The following is a 20,433-nucleotide window of genomic DNA, read 5'->3' on the forward strand; positions in this document are numbered from 1 at the left end:
TATATAGCGATGTGGAAGTTTTAGTATATAGGTGCATATAGTTGTATTTCAAGCATTACAGAAGAACAATTCCGTATAAGTATTAATTAATAAAGCTTTAGTTACTTAAAATCCAAAACTTCTTTCAAGTGCGCTACCATCTGCGAATGCTTTTTTGCATTTACTTTTTTAAGCTTGTTAATATTTAGCAACTTCCACTGAATGGCAGGTAAGTCTTTTAATACTGGTATTGGAAATAGTTCCCAGTCCGGGTCTCCACTTTCAAAACTCAATAAGAATCGCTTATCTTCATCTGTAAGGCGTTCTCCAATGGTTTTAATCAACAATGCTCTTGTTGTTTCATAATCGTCATATGAAAATTCAACAGTTGTCATTCCGGCAAACTGATTGTCAAAAGCAGATTCCTGGTCTTTTAATATTGGAGAAAGCAATTCACTAATTGGTTTGTAATGGCTGATTAAGCCAATTTTAAAACCTTCCCAAATCACATCCGTGAAACCTTCGTTTTCAAGTAGCAATTTTACATCAAAAACATCACGTGGGTGCTGTCTGTCAACAGCTGCACAAATTTTACCTCCATAAAGTTCAGCGATAGAAACCACATTGATGGCTGCAAATTTGTCAAATTCATCCTGTACAGAATCTACCACTTGCATTAATTCAGTAGGGAATACATTTCCCCTGGTAATTGTATTGGCTTCAATTTTTATTTGAGCGCCTTGACCTTGGCAATTTAATTTAACGTCAGTTGCACCATTTAATGGAACGGTGTTGATTGTAATCCCTGGTACATTTTTTTCTATATCTGCCTTGATTCTACCTAAACCTTCCTGAATATTTTTGAGGGCTTCGGCTCTGGAATCGAGAGGCAGATAGGTTAGATCAATGTCAACTGACAAACGAGGCATTTCCCTTATAAAAAGGTTAATAGCTGTACCACCTTTTAATGCAAATATTTCTTCTTTTGCTACATATGGTAGAACCTGTAACAATAAATCCACTTGTGCCCTATATGCTGGTGAAATCATAACTCTGCTAATTCTTTTGGTATTGTAATCTTATACTTTGAGCTGTATGCTCCACTTTCTGTTATCATCCGGTCTCCGCTACCTAAATCTATTTTATCTGTTTTCAGGAATTGAAGCCATTGATGATTTGCCTTTTCTGCCATATAAAGAAACAGACGTTTTACCTTCACAGAGTTGCAAGCTGATAGAAGCTCGCTAACGAGTCTCGGTTTTAAGTTGACCAATCCTTCTAAAACCTGATAGCATTCAACAAGGTCTGCATGTTGCGGTGCTAAAAACAAGCATTCCAGTATGGCACGTTCGGGTGTTGATACATTAACTTTTATATCTTTTATTTCCATTTCCTTGATGCCTGTATTTTCAGGAAGAAATGAAGTAGGTTTCTGAAATAGTTCTACATTCCAGTTGTAATTTGTAAACCAGTTAGGCATTCTGGTTTGCAGGGGGGAAAAGAGGTATATCGTTTCCTTACTTAGTCTGAAATAGTGGCTGAATCCATGTAAGATTAATGCGGTTAAACCTCCCACATGAATTTTGATATTTAGTTGGTTTTGCAAAGCATTCACACCTGCCTGCCATTCTAACAAATCTCCGGGCTTTTTATAGGCACCTCTTCCTAACGGTTCTATCCATCCACTTTCCTGATAGTACCTTCGCAGATGTCTGGAAACACCATTTTCATCCAATACTGCTGCTGTTATCACATTATTGGGCTGTAATAAATTAAAAAGCTTCTTTAATTTTGTGTCATTATGCGTAGTCATACTACTCAATTTTACACAAAGATAAAGAGATTGTTTGATAAAAAAACACAATAGCTTTAAAAATATTCATTAATGAGTAGTTAAACTACGCAAATACTCATATTTATAAAGTTATTTATCTTCTTTTCGTTGTCAAAAGCAATTAACCTATAAGCAAACCCAAATGCTTTATTATCAATATGGGTTTCTGTCAACGGAATCTTTCTTAAATTAAAATCTAATGATTCTGGTTATTAAAATAAACGCTTTAAAACTTATTGAGAGTATTAATAATTTTTTACTTACGAAAAGACTACATACAATAAAGAACTGGAGCTTATCCTGGAACATTTTTGTATTAGCCAGGAAGAATTTGAGGGGCTGTAAGAAATGATTGTCTAAACAGAGCTTAATTTCTTATTCATACCTAAAACCTATCACAATCAAACATCTACAATTACTTAATTTCATAAAGGCATGTATAAAAAACTCCATTTTTTATACATCCATAACTAACTATGTATAGTTTATTGCATTTTCTATACAAAAGAACCTATATTTGTAAAGAAAAACACAAAATCTATACAAATGAAATCTTGGGGACTATCAGAGCTACCATTAAATATTGATTTCGAGACAAAGAAAGTTTTAAAATCGCTTCCATCCGCTCATGCAGCTTTAGCAGAATTAAAAGGAATCGCTTCGACAATACCAAATCAAAATATTTTAATAAACACATTGGGTTTGCAAGAAGCTAAGGATAGTTCTGCAATTGAGAATATTATTACAACGCATGATGATCTCTATAAATCAGAATTAAACCTTGAAGGATTTAAATCATTGAATGCTAAAGAAGTTCAGAATTACATTTCTGCTCTAAAAAAAGGATTTGCTCTGACTAGCAAAAGTGGATTGTTAACCAATAAGATTATACTGGAAATTCAGGAGGAACTGGAAGACAATAAAGCCGGATTCCGAAAATTACCCGGGACAGCGCTGAAGAATACATCTACAGGAGAAACAATATATACTCCGCCACAGGATTACGATGAGATTATGAAATTAATGTCCAATCTTGAGAAGTACATTAATGACTCCGATATGCAAGATTGTGATCCGTTAATAAAAATGGCCATTATTCATTTTCAATTTGAAAGTATTCACCCATTTTATGATGGAAATGGACGAACTGGAAGAATAATCAATATTCTGTATTTAATACTTGAGGAATTACAAAATCTCCCAATATTATATCTAAGTAATTATATTATAAAGCATAAATCAGATTACTACAGCTATTTACAGCAAGTTAGAGATCAGAATCTGTGGGAAGAATGGATTTTATTTATGATTAAGGGCATTGAGGTTACATCGCGAGAAACAATTGAGTTAATAATTAAAATTAAAGAGCTCATGCTTGACTATAAACATCGATTGAGAGATAATTATAAATTCTATAGTCAGGATTTACTCAACAACCTTTTTAAACACCCTTATACGAAAATAGAATACGTTGTAAATGACTTAGGGGTATCAAGATTGACAGCAGCAAATTACCTTAATAAATTAGCAAAAGATAAAATGCTAAAAAAAGAAAAATTAGGTACTGGTAATTATTACATTAACGAAGAGCTCTTTGAACTTTTGACGAAGAGATAAGATAAGATCACAAACATCAATTTAACCAGTAAATTTTTCATTTTTAGGTTCGGTTCCTTTTTGCTACTTTTGAAGTGAAATGAGTTCATTAAAACGCATTTGAAACGGTCATTTCTTGGCCAATTTTGGTGGACTTACAGAGGACTTAAATAATTGAATTCGTAAAATATTGAGGATAGGGCACTTAAAGTAATTTTTCAGTTCCCCCTCTCTCCGCGAAAGGAAAAGCGCTTCCCATTTATGGGGAGCGTTTTTTTTGTTTATGGACAAAGACGAAGCTTGCTTCAGGCTTTGGGATTAAACTAAAAAAACGAGAGACCTGAAAAGGGATCGTTTTTCTATGCTCGTTCAGGACTCCCAATTCGGGATATATAATCCCCCTCTCTCCGCGAAAGGAAAAGCGCTTCCCATTTATGGGGAGCGTTTTTTTGTTTATGGACAAAGACGAAGCTTGCTTCAGGCTTTGGGATTAAACCAAAAAACAAGAGACCTGAAAAGGGATCGTTTTTCTATGCTTGTCCAGAACTCCCGGTTCGGAAAATATTATCTCCCTCTTTTCTTTGATAGCGAAAATAATTTTAAAAGACTTTAGGTCACTCCAGCACCAAAATAACTCAGGACTATGCAAGAACAACGAATCTTTGATTCAAAAGAACATAAAGAAAGTTAAGGATTTGTATTTGATTGTTCATAGGATAAAAAAATGGAGGCAATCTCTTTTGCAGATCACCTCCTCGATAAGTTTATTGTTATTTATTTAACAATCAGCTTTTTTTTATGACGAACTACCACACCATCTCTAATTAATACAACATATATACCTGGTTCAAACCTTTTTATTTCAACGTTATATAGTTCATTACTGTTTATTATTTCTGATTTAAATTTACGTCCTAGTATATCATAAAATTCAATTACACATCCCTCAATCTGACACCCCTTAATAATAACATTATCATTGGCTGGATTCGGTGAAATAGTAATAGCATCGTTTAGATTCTCCTCCTCAAATTCCTCACCGTTGAAAGCTGATTTTAAACCTGACTGATTGTGGAGCTTCCAACATGTTTCGGTAGTATCAGCAGCAATCGACTGTGTCAGATAAGAATTATTTGCTGCATCTCCTTTCAAATAATTTCCACTATAATGGTTCTTGATGTGATAATATCCTTCTTTCCCTTCAACAGGTATAATTTGCCATTTCAAAGTAGACCAGCTGGCATAATCATAAACTGCTACTTTCTCACCGTCGGCAGTTGGCGTAGATGAAGCTGGGTCATAGCCCCTAATATACCTATCGCTATAAGCATTCTGAATATGATAATATCCCGGAAAATTTACATCTTCTGTGATCAACCAATTCTGTGTAGACCAGGTGGGTCGGTCATCATAAATGGTTACATAAGAATCATTCCCATGTGTATTACTTGAGTTTGGGTCATAGCCTCTTAAATAGTTAGAGTGCGTATAATTCTGAATTCGATATACGGCGCCACTTTCAATACCATTATTATTAATGGTTTTACTACCGTCAACATCACGCAATTGAATATCTTCAGCAATACCTGTAAAAGTGTTATCAGTAATTGTTATATCCCGTGCTTCATCAAGGATGATGCCTACTCTCCCCGTTTCGGCAACTGTACTTTCAAATTGATTACCTGTAATCGAGATATTTGAAATATCCATGTCGTCAAAACCATCCGTACTTGCATTAAATGCATTAATATAGCCGTATTCATCGGTTTCGTCACCAGGATTATCCAGATTGACTTCCCATACACAGTCTTTAAAAACCGAATTGGTAACAGCCAGGTTGCTTCCTGCATGATTACGTGTCGGATTGGCTCCAAACCGAACTGCAGCATACATGATATTTTCATGATTATTATTATCTGAAAGAACGTTATCGCAAAACAGAATATTTGATGAACCGGCAATACTTTTAAACGTGCTGTTTCGAATTATTACTGTATCGGGACTAACTCCTGCCGGTATCAGATTCGTTCCTACCTGAACAAATGAAGGCATATCTTCAGAAGTAACCACAGAGTATACACTACCAGCAGATGAGCTACTAATGTATGATACACTTTCCACATCTACTTTATGTCTTACACCATTTTCATTGAAATACAGAGGACGAATATTACAGGTAAATGATCCGATACTTTGATCAGTAATAAACTGAAGATTCCTGTCATCCGTTTTTGAATATATTTCGGCTGCAGTTCCTGTGACTACAAAAGCATCTAATCGTGTACCTTTCACGTTCATGTTTTCAAACACGAACTCACCTTTATTTCTTGAGGCATGCACACCGTCTCTGGGACTCATGGCAAAACGTTTGTTTTCAGGGCGTATCTCCACATTATTTCCATAAATATTCTCACCATATGCTACAAATAAAGACGACCTTAATGCACTGTAAATATGAATATTTTCAAGGTGTACGTTTATGTTTTTATATAAATATACAGTACCCACAGAAGTATAGCCATAATGCCATGACAGATAATCTCCAACCTCAACATGACTGAAATTGGCATAACTGGTATGATTGGTTTCCATTTCCCTATTGGTGCCAGCCACTTTAGAAAAAGTTGGCCCTGTTGTATATGTAACACTTGGCGCATCAATCTTCAAAATTTCATCGCCTTCGTTTTGGGTGGCAGAATCCCAGGTCCATACATTGGCTGCGGTAGCCGGACAGCTATTATCAACAGGATATCCGTCCTCAATCTCCACTTTTATATTTGTTGCATCTTTTGAAATCACTTTCCCTACAGTAAAAAAAAGCTGATCATTTGTAAATGTCAGGTTCTCCAGTTTTAGACCTGCATTACTACTAGCCTTTATTATTGATGGTAAATAACCGCTTGAGTTATCCTGATAAACTAATTCTCTCTTGATATGAGTCGCAGGTTCCCCACTAGCATCAATAGCGCCTCTGAGAGTCAGATTGGTTTTACCTGAAATAAACATATGGGCTGTATTATTGGTAGTAAATCTGGAATCTGGCTTTCTTAAATTGTAAACACCGGCCTGAAAGAGCACAACATCTCCATTTCCGGCTGCATCAATAGCTGCCTGAATTTGATCTTCATCGTCGATTCCATCATTAGGGAATGCATTGTAATCGGAAACATGAATGACAGATCCGCTTTCGCTAACACTAAAAGTCGGATACGATTGTGCATAAGTAGTTAACACTCCCAATAGCACAAATAGCAATTGAATTGTGAATTTTTTCATGATTTAAAAATTAGTTAGACTTTAATGGAAGTACCTTAAAAAAGGCATATCAACTCTAAGCCACAAACAAGAAATTGTCCGGGCACAAGAACCAATCAATTGTATAACAACTAATTATTTACGTATTAAAGCATAAAATCTATTGGAATAACATATGGCATTCGCACATATTCACCATACTGAATACCAGGCTCCCAACTGGGCATATTCCTAACAACTCTTAAAGCCTCTTGATCTAATAGATAATCTACTGACTTTACTAATCTTGCATTCTCAACCCTACCATCTTTAGCTATAACGAACTTAACAAATACCCGTCCTTGCTTTTTATATTTTTGAGCGGATAAAGGATATTTCACACACTTGGCTATATAATCTCTTAACATTGGTGTACCACCCGGAAATTGTGGCATTCGAAAAAATGGAATATGTGCAAGTTCTTCACCATTTTCAGATAAAACCATAGCTTTTACCAGTTTATAAGACCTCCCTTGTTCTTTATCAACAAAGTCATAATATTCATCATCCCGTTTTAACTGCCCATTTAAATAATATGATTTAACTTGAATTTTTCTTTCCCTTTCTGGACCAGAATAAAGAACCTCGTTTTTTAAATTACCTCCTACATAGTAATCGTGAACCGATTGAAGTACGCCACTCTTATAAACACTTTCCCGCTTTAAATCAGAAGTTGTGAAATATGACTTAGTCCATACTACTTTATTGTCTTTATATAACGTCTTTTTACTTATCACGCCAGTTTTATAATAATGCGTATGAACACCTATTCTACCCTTTAAATCTTTCTTAAGTGCATTCCCTTCAAAACTCAATTCTCCATTTATATGATAGCGTTCTATTTTCCACGTTTTATCAGCATTCTTTGTTTGAATGGTATAAAATACCGCCTTTTTCTTTGTTGTTATCTTTTCATTTTGATCCCAGTAAGTTATTTTCTGAGAAAAAACCAGGTGACTAATCATCAAAAACAAAAGCAATATTATGCATCTCATAAGCTTATCTAATATTTTTATTTAAATCTAGTAGAAAAAATCATGCTTACCCAGCTTAAAAAACATTAACTAACTCATTATTAACGGAAACGTTTCCGACACATAAGAAAGTAATAAATGACAAATAAAAGTTAGACGTAGCAAAGTTTATTATATGCACAAGAGCTGCTACTTTTGAAGCAACTGCTCTTGTACTCTGGTAGTTTGATTGAATTATTGCGAAATACCAAGATTACATTACAATAAAACGCTTAGTAATTATATCAGATTCAAGCTCTATAACTGCAATATATGTCCCACTTATAAAACCAGTCAGCGGATAACATGCTTGGTTACTCTTTTGTCCGACTATTTGACCAGCCATATTAACGATTGAAATTCCCTTTACCTCTTTTTGTGATTGGACAAATAACTCATGATTTAAGATAAACACCTTCACCTCTGAACCATCCGTTTCTTCAATGCTACTTGGAATGCCCTGGAATGAAACATCAGATACAAGTATGGGAGCTGTAGCTCCATCTCCTTCCTCCTTGCTATTAAACCTTAAATCCAAATCTTCATCTCCTTGTAAAAATTTTACTTTAAAGTTGACTTTATCAGATGGGTTGTTCTTTACAAAATCAGTCACATTAAAATAATGATACATGCCTTCAGGTGATAAATTACTAATCCCTATAGTATCGATAGCCACGAATGATTCACTAGCTGGTTTAGTATTCCATGTTATGGTGCTTTCATCCCATGACTCATCACTACCTAAGACTTCTATAACTGCGTTGGTTGCAATCGAGTTGGTCAACCATAAGCCTAATTGATAAACATTACCGGATAAATTAGCATTGGTGACATCAAATTCCACAAACACCTCTCGCTGACTGCTCTCACGCCCTTTAATTCTTAAATTTGGCTCTGTCCCATAACGGTTATCAGCACCAAGTAAATAAACATAAGCGTCCTGGGCTCCTGATAGGCTGTAATCAAGTATGAATTCATTCGCAATAGATACTTTGGCTTTATCCAATTCAACCATGGCCATATCGCCATCGGCATCCACTGCTGAAAGTAAGGTAAATGTGGTTGTATGCTCTGGTGTCAATACCTGAGAATATGATTGTGTTTCTACCTTTTTCTCTATTACATTTTCCCCATCGGAATAGGTTAAATCCCAAGGCGGCTTCCCATCAGTATGATAAGTCACTGTAACATTATCTCCTTTTAAAACTGAGGTCCAACCGCTAACTGATGCAGCAACAGTATAAGGGTTACGTGTAAAAACCACTTCCTCAGGCGTGCCTCTATCTGATGTAATCTCAATACGCACTGTATTGACGCTGCGCGGCACCCATTCTCCATATTCGTAAGGATAAGTTGTTTGTAACACATCATCCTGCTGCACGCCATCAAACCAAACTTTAAAACGCACATTTGAATAGGTATCTTTAGTAGCATCTGAATAGGCATATACTCTGGTATAATCGTTTGAGAAACCAATCATCATCGCCCTGGCGTCAACTGTAGTCAAGTCCTTATAGGACAATTGCCAATCGTTTTTGCCTGACTGGAAATACATTTTATCCTGAAACTTAGCCTCTACCGCTACATCGTTAATAGCAACAGCCGTAATACCATTGGCCGACACACTAATATTAAAGGCATTACCAGATACAGAAAGCGTTCCGCTTGCTTCATTATCTTTCCATACCTGTGCAGTATTACCTGCAACAGTCAACTGTTGGCTGTTAATATTGATTTGCGCATTCACATCTTCACCACTTTGATTAACAAAAGCCAGATAAAGCTTATTATTACCACGTGCTACTATGTAATTCAACTCCTGATTATCACAAGTCACCAAACCAACAGGCATCCAAGGTGTCACATTCTCATCGCCATAAAATACACCAGGTTTAAAATATAAGTTGTTATATAGGTTAGCTGTGTTCTCTGTAAATTCTGTTGGAAAATCAATCGCCCCCCCAGACTTGGCAAAGGCATCACTAACCAGGTAATCAAAGGTTAGAGCTACCATTGGCCAAACGTGACTGTAATGCATTGAGGTCGTTGTTAACAGCTCTGATATCTCTCGGTGTGCAAAATCTACTTTCTCATACACTGTGGTTCTGTCTGTATTAATGTGATATCCCGGGAAGCTTCTCCATCGTCCAATGATTGCCGCTTTGGCCACATCCATCAAAAACTGGTCATTGGTCAAGGCGCCTATACGCATAAAAAATGGCGCATGATTAGCCATAAAGACAGCTCTGTGCTTTCCGGTACTGGTACCGCCCGCTTCGCACGACAGACCAACACTTGATAATCGCCAGGCCGGGGCATCCTCTTCTGGAATAGAAATAGCTGTCCCACTTCGGTATAAAGGTGCTTTATCACCAATATTACAAGTTATCATTTCATCAGGTACCGCCGGTGACATCCACAAATGATAGGCATAGCTTCTGGCTGCTTTCTGAGCTGCATCCAAATAGCGCTGGTAGCCGGTTAACTCATAGGTTTCATATAACTCCCAGAATTTTGGTGCCAGACTAGACCAGAAACTACTCTTTGAATGGTTGATATAATCAAAGCCTGTTTGCTTGGTATTGATTCGCTCATTGATGTACTTATCAGCCCCGTTAATCACTTTATTTAGGTAAGTAAATTCGCCTGTCGCTTTATACATGGCCATGTTCTCACGCCATTCTTTTTCAAAGGCATTGTTTGAATAGTTGATGGCATTATCAACAGCCAAGTCCCAGAAAGCATGTGAATAATTACTCCCAGTAATATAGTACCCCATCATCTCACTGATATTCATGCAAGGATCACCCAAATCATTCGGTGCTGTCTGTCCGGTACCGGAGGTACCATCCTTGGAATAATTAAAACTTTCACGTGACAACATGTATTCGGTAATGGGCAGAGCCCTTTCTTTAAACATCACCGAATCATTCACCACAAAAGCCATGCTGTGAATTGGCAGCGCTGAAGTATTTTTTACTGAATTAGGAATATCCGTTTCGTAGGAATAGCCTTTCATATCTTCGAGATACCTGCCATAAGGTCCCATAGCAAATTCAAGCAGATTTTCAAAAGCAGAATTGAGAGAACCTAAATCGTTGTGACGATAATCTGAAAAACCATACAAGCGACGTGCAATATCCTCATAGGCACTTGATAAACCTCTATTTGAAACATATAAACGATAGTTAAAAGCATATTCCGTTCCGCTGCTTATCTGTGAATCAGCATTACCCATTATTAAAGCCCATACCATAGGACGTACTTGACCGGCATTGTCACGAATAGTTACACCAAAGGGACTTCGTGATACACCGTTGGGAAGCGGATTAAAAGGGAACTCTGAACGATCGGCTATTACACCGTAAGTTGTTCCATTGATTGTGGCCAACGTGGCTGGTAAGGTCGCTTTGTATGCCGGTGTCAGGTACGATGACTCTGGAAAACGCTTCTCGGTAAAAGGTAAGGGCTGAAAGATTTCTTCCACTTCGTTAATGGAATAAGCAGGAGCTCCACAATAGCCAATTGAAAAATAAGCAGTAGAACTTGGTGTTAACGAAGCCTTAAACTTGGGTTCGCCATCACCTGATTCTGGCAATTCCATAGTGGCTGAGAAGGCGAAGTCAGCATTAGCAGCATAGGTGAAAAACATCTTACTCCCATCGGTAGTTACCTCACTCGGTGTCATTATACTAAAGTCACCTGTGCGTGAAGAAAAATAATCGGTATTTCCTTCAACACTTACTGTTTTGTAATTAAAGTCTTCCGATATGGATGACTCAGAAACAGAGGGGCGACTTTCATTACGAGCCACATAGAACACAGGGGCAAACTCCAGAACAACACCTGAAGATTTTTCTGTTAGCTCGAGATTATTGGTGATTTTATTGTGTGACACCAGGTATTGTGCATTCTCAATAGTGGTATATAACTCTTCCTGAGTATAAACAGTTACCGTGGCTGTTCCTGAAACAGTCCCTGTACCATTCGCATCACTTACCGATACCAGTTCATAGGTAGTTGTGGTGTTTGGGGATACATTAATTTCAGTGTAGTAATCGTTCACCGACAGACTGTGCTGATTTACTCCATCACTGTAAACCACATCAAAAGGAGGTGTTCCAATGAATTCAATGGTCAAAGGAGTTGATTGACCTGATACAATCCCGGCATCGCCCGATAAGGTAGCCACAGCATCAGATATTCCTTCGGGCTTGTACAACTCAATCTCACTCAACATGGTGTAGGGAAAACTACCGCCATGATTACTTTTTATATCCAAACCAATCCATCTTGTGTTGGCTGGCAAACCCGCCATGTCTTTATATTCTCCTGTATAAGAAGTTGTACCGCTCGCTTCAGCTAAATTATCAGCTCTGAGTAAAGTCCACTCTCCGTTACTAAACGTTGAACCAGACAAGTCATTAACAGAAGAAGAATAGTATATGTCAAAGCTGTTGACTCCTCTGTTAGTATAGCCTACCCAATTTCCATTCCAAATGTGCATACCCAGAACATGGGTAGGAGCTGCCATCTTAAGAATGAGAGTGTGATTGGCAGCACTGCCATCCTGGGTCGCCCACATGGTACTTGCACTATTACTGTGGCTACCATCTGCATTTAAACCTGATTCATTGATGACATTATCTACTACCCTTCCGGTACCTGTATATTCGGAAGATGCAAAGGCCGTTAGACCAATAATTTTCTCATATGCAACCGATGGTTGTGCCTTAATCGTCGCTGTGACTATGGTTAGAGAAACGAGTAAAAGTATATGCATTGCTTTCATAAAACGATATTTAATTGCTTATTATAAACTGTTTAAATGCCAGACATCGCGCCAAGCTATTTGCATGCTGTCTTCGGTTAATTTAATGGGCAGAAGTAAATAAACAGTCAATTTAACCTTTAGGTATTTTTTTAATACTGCAGTCATTCTTGTTATAACTCTTAAACGGGTATGAAAACTTTTTAAGTTTTGTATTCTATAACTGATTCCAGCTATTAGCGAACAATCACTTTTTGAAACTGGCCGTCCACTGCAATTACATAAAATCCGGGCATCAAACTACTTACTTTTTCTGTTTCAAAGGCCTCGATATTGCTTTGTCGTATCAGTCGCCCACTTGAATCATAAATTGCATAAGTATCCTTCTTATCAAGGGGGTTTTCAATGTAGAATGTTCCATTTGAAGGATTAGGATAAATCACCAGTTTCTGCTCATCCAGTTTCGATTGGATGATGTCGGTTGGAAAACCATCCGGTTGGCTGGCAAAAAGCAATTTTGGCCTGTTTTCAGTACTCTCCATGGCATTATAATACAACACATGACTGGCACTGGAACCATCCAAACAAAGTACCATATTCGCTTGCCCCTCATTAATACAATGATTCAGGTAATCACTAACATCAAAAGATAAATAAGTACCCAATAAGCTTTCATCAACATTTACAAGCGCACCTGTTTCGATGAAACTAATGGCTTGTAAATTGTCCCAGGTAGTTACACCACAGGTGAAATCATCTTCATTCACACCATAAACCATAACCTGATTATTGAATGTTGAGGATGAACTTTTATTTAAAAACACCTGAAAGGACGCACCAGCCAGCTCTTCATTAAAACCACTGATATCAAAACTAAAAAGTCCTTTACGGCCCCATGATGAAGCATTCTTTTGCTCAATGAGTGCAGATGTATAATATCCGTCGGCCTGGGTTTGTCTAACCATACCGTCACAATTGGGCGTCAGCGTATGACTCTCTGGCACAGGTGTTGTGTCTAAAAGATATACTAATTGTGGTCTGTCCTCCGAATTTGCAGTCTCCTTTGAATGATACTCTATATAATCTTCGGCAGCATTCATATCTGAAATACGTACGCTCAAGTTATCACCAGCTGTATTGTTAACTGCGGATGTTACATCAAACTCAATCCAGTCGTTTACAGCAGGTGCTGCTTTAGATGCTATTAATGTAGAGGCAGCAGGCATATTGTTCCATGTAATAGAGGCTTCGTTCCAACTATTAGTTACCAAATGCAGGTTGTGGCTGGCATCAGGGTCTTCTCTCTTTACTTTAATTCTGATTTTTGCAATGGATACGTTGCCGGAGATAGTACTTAGATCAAATTTAAGAAAACTCATTCTGTCGTAACCGGCATAAGTCGATTCTTTTACTTGCAATGTTGAAGCTGTACCATAATTATTATCTGCATAATTTCCACCTTTAACATAAGCATCTGCTACCGGATTTAAAATAAGTTTTTTAGGAATAGTCAAATTGTAATTTGCGACATCAGCATTCAAAGCAATTGCTTGTGTTACCACAGGCACAGCATCACCTTGATTTTCATAAACCGAAACGCTTCTTTCTCCTGCAATCAATCCATCAATGCTGTAAGAGCCATTAGCATCAGTATAAACAAAATGTGTTAAGCCGGTCTGAACCCGTGCTCCTGAAACAGGAGTTCCTGAAAAATCTGTTACTATACCCGAAAGTGTGTATGTTCCCGTTTTTTCATTAATGGTTCTTTGAAGCCATTCCCGTGCTTTTTGAGTTATCGGCAAATCGCACACCGACCAATGCGGACTATGATTTCTGTAAGGATTTTTATAATACTCAACCGGATAGTTGTACGCCTCATTGTGCTCCTGAAACCGCCATGTTCCATAATAACCTGCCCCCAGCATAAAAGTTGGCCGTCCTTTAATTCTTTCATGACGCTGACTTACAGCATCAAATTCTAATGCTCCCGAATTATAATTCCATGCCATCGAATTAATATTAGCGTAGTATAAATGGTCATCGGTTCCGTCATAAGTTAAAAAGCCGCTCCAAATATCGTTCAACTCTTCATCGTATCTCGAAAAGAAATGAGCTCCCATAGCTCCTCTCGAATATCCGGTAATAAAAAAGGCGGAATGGTCAGCACCAAAGTTCTCGCATAAATCGACAGCTACTCTTTTGATATAATCTGCTGTAACATTTACGCTGCCAAACCAGGTTGTATGGGTATTGGTATTGTCGTCAATTAAAGGCAGACCTACTAAAATACAACCTTTCCCGCGTGAAATTCCATATCCTATTGGTGAGGATTCTGGGTTTCCGCTACTAATATCGCCCCACTTGTGTTTGAAAGGATTTCCCGGAATATCCATAATTACCGGATATTTTTTGTCTGCTTCCCAATCCGGTGGTAAATACAAGTTATGATATACTCCGGTTCCAAGATAATCGTCAAACTGAACTTTAACTATTCTTCCAGGCGATGGAACTCCACTTTCCATCGCCGGAACCATCACATCATAAAGCTCAGCCTTTATATCCGGTTTGGTAAACCTTGCATCAGCTCCTAAATCTATCAAAACACCATCTTCACTACTGTATGTTGCATTTTGGGTTGTGATGCCACTTAAAAATACAGGAGTTGCAGAATCCCAGTTGCACCAATTATCCGTGATAACTGTTTCGTTTCTTAAAATCATATCCACATTGGTTCCATTGGTGGGATTACCATCAATATAAACCGCTCCTCCTGCAACAGTTCCACTACGATGCCTGTTAGAGCCTACAATGCAATTATCCAGAAGGCATCTACCTGTTGATTTTAAATATATAGCTCCGGCAGCATTTTCTGTAAAGTTATTAATAAAATTACATGTATAAAATTCAGGTCCGGAAATTTTGGTATCTGTACTGATATACACTCCTCCAGCAATATTATCCGAATTCGTATTGTATGTAATTACCGAATGATTAAAAACAGGATTACTACTACCTGTGATTTGAATACCTGCTCCATATCCGCTGTTTATAGTGTTTTCTGTAATTTTACACATAGTAAGAACAGGTGATGCATCTATTATTGATAAACCCCGAACATTATTGTAGCCGATAACACAATTCGTTATACTGACATTGGAGTTGGTATTGTATATTCTAAGGGCTTCATTTCCCGATTGTACACCGCTAATCTGTATTCCGTTCAGGACAATTTCATTGGTTAAACCTGTTATTTGTAGGTTCGCAATCCCGTTCGATGAATACAAGACTGTACTATCAAGTGTCGTGATATTTGTTCTTTCTTCAATTAAACTTTCATCACCTGAAAATCCTCCATAAATATGCACTGCCTTATTAATTGTAATAGAGTTTGTAAAAGAGTATACTCCTTTCTTTATCCATATTTCGTCACCTGGATTTGCAGCAGCTAAAGCGCTTACAAAAGAGTTGAGTGGAGAACTCCATGAACTACCATCACCATTCGGAACGGAATTGTCTACAAAAATAACATTGCCGGCATTAACAATAAAACCTGGTATTATTAAAAAAAATGTCCAAATCTTTTTCATTGGTTTAAATTGTTTTTTCATCTATTTTAATCTATTTTTTATTCAGGACTTTCCTTTTAACACTCCCCTGAATAGAATATCATTTAACCAGCTTCAAGTTTTCATCAAAACTGTATTCCTTACCCTTTTCTGTTTTTATTTCAATCAATTTATCTCCGTATTTGAGCTTGCAAACACCACCTTGCTTTGAACGAATAGATGCTTTAGCTAATTTGCTTTTGTCCCAATACACATCAACTTCAAAAGCTCCTCTGGCAACCAATCCTGTAACATGACCCTTTCGCCAGTTATCGGGTTTTGCAGGTAATAAATGGATATAGCTTTCATGGCTTTGCATTAACATTTCAGCTATTCCGGCAGTGGCTCCCATATTTCCTTCAATCTGAAAACATGTGGTATTTCCACCTTGTCGTGGATGAGTATCGAATAGATTATAAAGTGTGGTCTGTTCAAAAAGTAACTCTAGCTGTTCACGAGCCAATTCGCCATCCTGAAGATGAGCGGCCAGGCAAATAATCCATGCACGACTCCAGCCAGTCCAGCCACCATTGTTTTCTAATCGTCGGTCTATAGATTTTCGGGCAGCCTCAAATATTTCAGGACTGTTTTTTTTAGTAATTTCATTACCTGGATACAAACCGTATAAGTGAGACAGGTGGCGATGCCCGGGATGCGGCTCATCATAATCCATAAGCCATTCTTGTAACTGACCATGTTTGCCAATTTTATATGGTGATAACTTGTCCCTTGTTTGAATAAATTCTTTACGCAAATCTTCATCAACATCCAGTATTTCAGATGCTTTTATGGCATTATCAAGCACTTCCCAGGCAATAGCCCTCGACATGGTCGTTCCCATACTGATGTGCCCTTTTTTCTTTTCCTCACCATCGCTGTAGTAAAAATGATTTTCGGGTGAGTATTCGGGACCAATCACCAGGTATCCACTATCCGGATATTCAATAGCATAGTCCACATGGAAAAGAGCCACTTCTTTAATCCAGGGGTAGGCCTTTGTTTTTAGATAGTTCGTGTCAAGAGTATAAGCGTAGTGTTCCCAAAAATGCTGGGCCAGCCAGCCAGCGAAGCCGTTCCAGTCCTGATAACCTCTTCTGGGCCCCCAAGGCGACATACTATTAAATACCATGCCACGTGTACCATACTCGATTTCAGCGGCACGCTTACACTTATCCAAATGTGGAAACACAAAATCAAGCAGAACATCATGGCTTTCTGAGAGATTGCACACCTCAGCCGGCCAATAGTTCATTTCAATATTTATATCGGTTGTATAATGACCAAACCACGGTGGCAACAAACTATTATTCCAGATACCTTGTAAAGCTGGTGGCATCGTCCCTTTGCGCGAACTGGCAATCATTAAGTACCTGCTGTATTGAAAATATAATGCATATAAATTATTGTCGCGCGGAGTACCTGGCGTCACACGTGGGTCTTTTATGCCCATCTGATGTGCCATCACACGCCTGTCGGTTGACATTTTTGAGTTGCGTGTCTTCTCCAACTGAATATCCACACGATCATACAAAGCCTTGTAATCAGTTACATGGCGCTGAAATAACTCATCGTAAGAATAAGATGATGCTTTCTTCATTTGCTTCCGTGCTATCTTATCCGGATCTTCGTAATTAAAATCGGTGGCAGCGGTAATAAATATAGTTACAGCATCGGCATTCTCTACTTTAAACCCGTTTTCAATGGGCACTCTCTTTCCACCTTCATTGATCAGTTTAAAATGAGCCACATAACTGACTCCATCGGGATCTGCCTTACCGCTAAAGCTGAAATGGTCATCGTCAAGCACTTCAATCATCGGTGCAGGAGGTGTTTTAATGCTTTCTACTTTTGCCCCCAGTTCAGCATCATAGCGATACATATCGTCTTTCACATCCACCCGACGTGTCATTTTACTTGACACCGAAATTTGTCCGGGTTTACTGGCTGTTAATCTTACTACGATGGCTTTATCCGGGTAACTGGCAATCACTTCCCGTTTAAAAGTGACATCATCCACTTTATAGGTCACCCTTGCTACAGCGTTCTCAATATCAAGTTCGCGTTTGTAATCATATGGAAGAGATGAAGTAGAACCAAAATGCAAATACAAGTCAGCCAAAGGTTTATAAATTGAGCGTCCTGTTACAAAGCCTTCCGGCTTTTCTTTAATGACTTCAAAGTCGTCTGGAATTTCCAATTTATTCCACTTTAGTTTTTTGGCTTCTTCGTACTTACCCTCCAAAATCAATTTTCGTTGTTCTTGTATTAGAATCTGTTTCCTCGAATTCAGCTCAACTTGTTGAAAAGGAAAACTCCAAATAGTCTCTTCATTTAAAGCAATGTGTTCACGATCGATTCCTCCATACACCATACCTCCCATATGCCCATTACCAACTGGTAGTGCTTCTTCCCATTCACGGGCAGGAAAGCGGTACCATAGTTTCCAATCGTCGGACTTCTCATTCTCCTCACTTGTCTGAGCAAATAACGGAAAGGTAAACAACAGATAGAAAAATATAATTCGATGTTTCATTTTAATTCGATTTAAACAGGCAGATTTACTTCTTTTAATTCTGTGACATTAATCCATTAAACTTTCATCAATATCCTTAATCCTTAACAATAATCCTTGTCGTACTAGCCTCTTCAACAAGTACCGTATTGTCTGTATTGATGTATTTATTTTGACGTATCGTTACTTCGCTTGCATTCTTAATATGAATGGCCGACGGTTTTTCAGGTCCGGTAATATCTTTAAATGTGTTATTCTCAATATGTATATTCTGATGATAGGGTTCTTTATCGAAAAACGGTGATTTATGGAAGGTGGTTATGGAACCTCGATAATTCTTGTATTTATCAATCCATGTGGAGCCTTCAAACAAGTTGTTTCGGATTAAAATGTTTTCGCAAAATGCACCTACATTTTTACTGGTAGGTCCTAATCCTATATCAGCATAGGAGTTGTTTCTAAAGGTTGAGTTCTCAACCAACAGGTTATCACATTCGTATACTAGTCCGGTACCATAATTACTTTCCACAAGACAATTTTTTATTATCGCTTCTTCCCAATACCAAGCTTCAGGAGAGAAATAGGTTCCTTGCAACACCTCAGGAGACAATTTATCAGCTAATGTTATTTTGCCATCCTGAACCTGAACCACCTTATTTTTCATTGGTTTTTCACCAACCCAAAACTTTAGATAATCTCCCGGCTGAATGGCTTCCAGCGCCAACTGTTGCTTATCCGATTGTCCATCCAACAGTATAGACTGATCGTCAATACGGTTTGTAATACTGACAAAACCCAGATAACTGACCAGTGGGTCCCAACGCACGCCTTTTACCAGAACATCTTCCATAAGCAAACGCCCTGAGTTTCGTGCAAGATGTATGCCGTCACGAGGTCCGACTGCCAATGATTTTCCTTCGGGTTTAATATGGAATTTACGAAAAGTCATATTCTTATTACTGCCTCCACCCAGTATCATACCAATGGCATTATGAACAAATATGTTATTAAGCTCTACGTCTGTGTTATTGTACACATCCACTGTTCGAGCCTTGCCTGCGATCACATTGAAATGAAATGACAATCCCTCTCCCGGTTTTAGAAGTGAGGCAAAACGCTTACTCTGTATTTCATAACGTCGTTTGTACCCTTCTACTTTTGTAAAAACATGCTTCTCACCTAATGTCATGGCAATGGTAATCGGAGGTCCCTTTATCAATTGCCCGGTTTCCAAATCCCAGTTATTGGCTGAATGGGTTTGCATACCATCAAAATGAGGCATACCTTCAAAAACTTCTATTGTTACCCAATGATCATCATTCACCTCCAGCACTTTGGCAGCTGTTGCAAAACGTGGGTTTTGATCCAATATGAAGTTCGTCACCTTTATATTCTCATTGTCCCTAATATCAAGATGACTGGCTCCAGTTATCTGGTTACCTAAACACAAATTCATCTCAAGTGTAGTAGCTGGATTTCCCTGCTCATCAACAGCCCCCTTAAGCATCCAGTTTTTTTGCCCCCAAACAAAAAGCATGGCCTTGTAGTTTTTTCTAAAGAGAACTGCATCTTCATTTAGGTTGTAAACTCCCGATTCAAAAGAAATAATAATATTTTCTTTGCCCTCTGCAGAAGAAATGGCTTGCCTGATAGCTGCTGCATCACATTTGCCATCATCAGGAATAGCACCAAAATCAGCTACAGCAATATGCAATTCAGATGCTGCTTTTAATGCACTAAAGGATATTTGCAGAAGCAAACAAAGAAGAAGTATGTGCCAAGTATTACTTTTCATTCATTCTCTTGTTAATTCCTGAATAGATATAGGA

General features: G+C 38.0%; 9 protein-coding genes. 1 reads left to right on the forward strand and 8 read right to left on the reverse strand.

What is annotated here, in order from left to right:
• Nucleotides 1–101 precede the first annotated feature (101 nt).
• Together ACRD69_RS04310 and ACRD69_RS04315 are read right to left on the reverse strand one after the other, a co-directional pair.
• The gene (locus tag ACRD69_RS04310; protein WP_430813832.1) at nt 102–1,028 is read right to left on the reverse strand and encodes a nucleotidyl transferase AbiEii/AbiGii toxin family protein; all 927 of its coding nucleotides are present in this window, start codon (nt 1,026–1,028) and stop codon (nt 102–104) included.
• Nucleotides 1,025–1,792 (reverse strand): type IV toxin-antitoxin system AbiEi family antitoxin domain-containing protein, encoded by a 768-nt coding sequence (locus tag ACRD69_RS04315; RefSeq protein WP_430813833.1) that lies wholly within the window; start codon nt 1,790–1,792, stop codon nt 1,025–1,027. The genes ACRD69_RS04310 and ACRD69_RS04315 overlap by 4 nt, the downstream gene beginning before the upstream one ends.
• A gap of 567 nt (nt 1,793–2,359) precedes the next feature.
• Here ACRD69_RS04315 and ACRD69_RS04320 point away from each other — a divergent pair.
• Nucleotides 2,360–3,430 carry a Fic family protein gene (locus ACRD69_RS04320; RefSeq protein WP_430813834.1) on the forward strand — a complete coding sequence of 357 codons (1,071 nt, stop codon included), beginning with the start codon at nt 2,360–2,362 and terminating at the stop codon, nt 3,428–3,430.
• Nucleotides 3,431–4,183: 753 nt separating this feature from the next.
• Here ACRD69_RS04320 and ACRD69_RS04325 read toward each other — a convergent pair.
• From ACRD69_RS04325 to ACRD69_RS04350, 6 genes are all read right to left on the reverse strand, one after another.
• Nucleotides 4,184–6,685, reverse strand: a complete 2,502-nt coding sequence (locus tag ACRD69_RS04325; RefSeq protein ID WP_430813835.1) for a T9SS type A sorting domain-containing protein — start codon at nt 6,683–6,685, stop codon at nt 4,184–4,186.
• Nucleotides 6,686–6,810: 125 nt separating this feature from the next.
• Nucleotides 6,811–7,698 (reverse strand): energy transducer TonB, encoded by an 888-nt coding sequence (locus ACRD69_RS04330; RefSeq protein WP_430813836.1) that lies wholly within the window; start codon nt 7,696–7,698, stop codon nt 6,811–6,813.
• 232 nt (nt 7,699–7,930) lie between these two features.
• Nucleotides 7,931–12,508, reverse strand: coding sequence for a CBM96 family carbohydrate-binding protein (locus tag ACRD69_RS04335; RefSeq protein WP_430813837.1), 4,578 nt, complete (start codon nt 12,506–12,508; stop codon nt 7,931–7,933).
• Between the two features lie 215 nt (nt 12,509–12,723).
• Complete coding sequence (locus tag ACRD69_RS04340) at nt 12,724–16,074, reverse strand: CBM96 family carbohydrate-binding protein (protein ID WP_430813838.1); 3,351 nt, start codon at nt 16,072–16,074, stop codon at nt 12,724–12,726.
• A 79-nt stretch (nt 16,075–16,153) separates the two neighbouring features.
• Nucleotides 16,154–18,625 carry a glycoside hydrolase family 95 protein gene (locus tag ACRD69_RS04345; protein ID WP_430813839.1) on the reverse strand — a complete coding sequence of 824 codons (2,472 nt, stop codon included), beginning with the start codon at nt 18,623–18,625 and terminating at the stop codon, nt 16,154–16,156.
• Between the two features lie 76 nt (nt 18,626–18,701).
• Complete coding sequence (locus tag ACRD69_RS04350; RefSeq protein ID WP_430813840.1) at nt 18,702–20,399, reverse strand: right-handed parallel beta-helix repeat-containing protein; 1,698 nt, start codon at nt 20,397–20,399, stop codon at nt 18,702–18,704.
• Between the last annotated feature and the right edge of the window lie 34 nt (nt 20,400–20,433).

Origin of the sequence: Carboxylicivirga agarovorans (assembly GCF_050589845.1) — a bacterium.
Lineage (GTDB): Bacteria > Bacteroidota > Bacteroidia > Bacteroidales > Marinilabiliaceae > Carboxylicivirga > Carboxylicivirga agarovorans.

Bases quoted from the DNA above. Each gene is read 5' to 3' on its own strand.
- ACRD69_RS04310 (WP_430813832.1), bottom strand. From the start codon at position 1,028: ATGATTTCACCAGCATATAGGGCACAAGTGGATTTATTGTTACAGGTT.
- ACRD69_RS04315 (WP_430813833.1), bottom strand. From the start codon at position 1,792: ATGACTACGCATAATGACACAAAATTAAAGAAGCTTTTTAATTTATTA.
- ACRD69_RS04320 (WP_430813834.1), top strand. From the start codon at position 2,360: ATGAAATCTTGGGGACTATCAGAGCTACCATTAAATATTGATTTCGAG.
- ACRD69_RS04325 (WP_430813835.1), bottom strand. From the start codon at position 6,685: ATGAAAAAATTCACAATTCAATTGCTATTTGTGCTATTGGGAGTGTTA.
- ACRD69_RS04330 (WP_430813836.1), bottom strand. From the start codon at position 7,698: ATGAGATGCATAATATTGCTTTTGTTTTTGATGATTAGTCACCTGGTT.
- ACRD69_RS04335 (WP_430813837.1), bottom strand. From the start codon at position 12,508: ATGAAAGCAATGCATATACTTTTACTCGTTTCTCTAACCATAGTCACA.
- ACRD69_RS04340 (WP_430813838.1), bottom strand. From the start codon at position 16,074: ATGAAAAAGATTTGGACATTTTTTTTAATAATACCAGGTTTTATTGTT.
- ACRD69_RS04345 (WP_430813839.1), bottom strand. From the start codon at position 18,625: ATGAAACATCGAATTATATTTTTCTATCTGTTGTTTACCTTTCCGTTA.
- ACRD69_RS04350 (WP_430813840.1), bottom strand. From the start codon at position 20,399: ATGAAAAGTAATACTTGGCACATACTTCTTCTTTGTTTGCTTCTGCAA.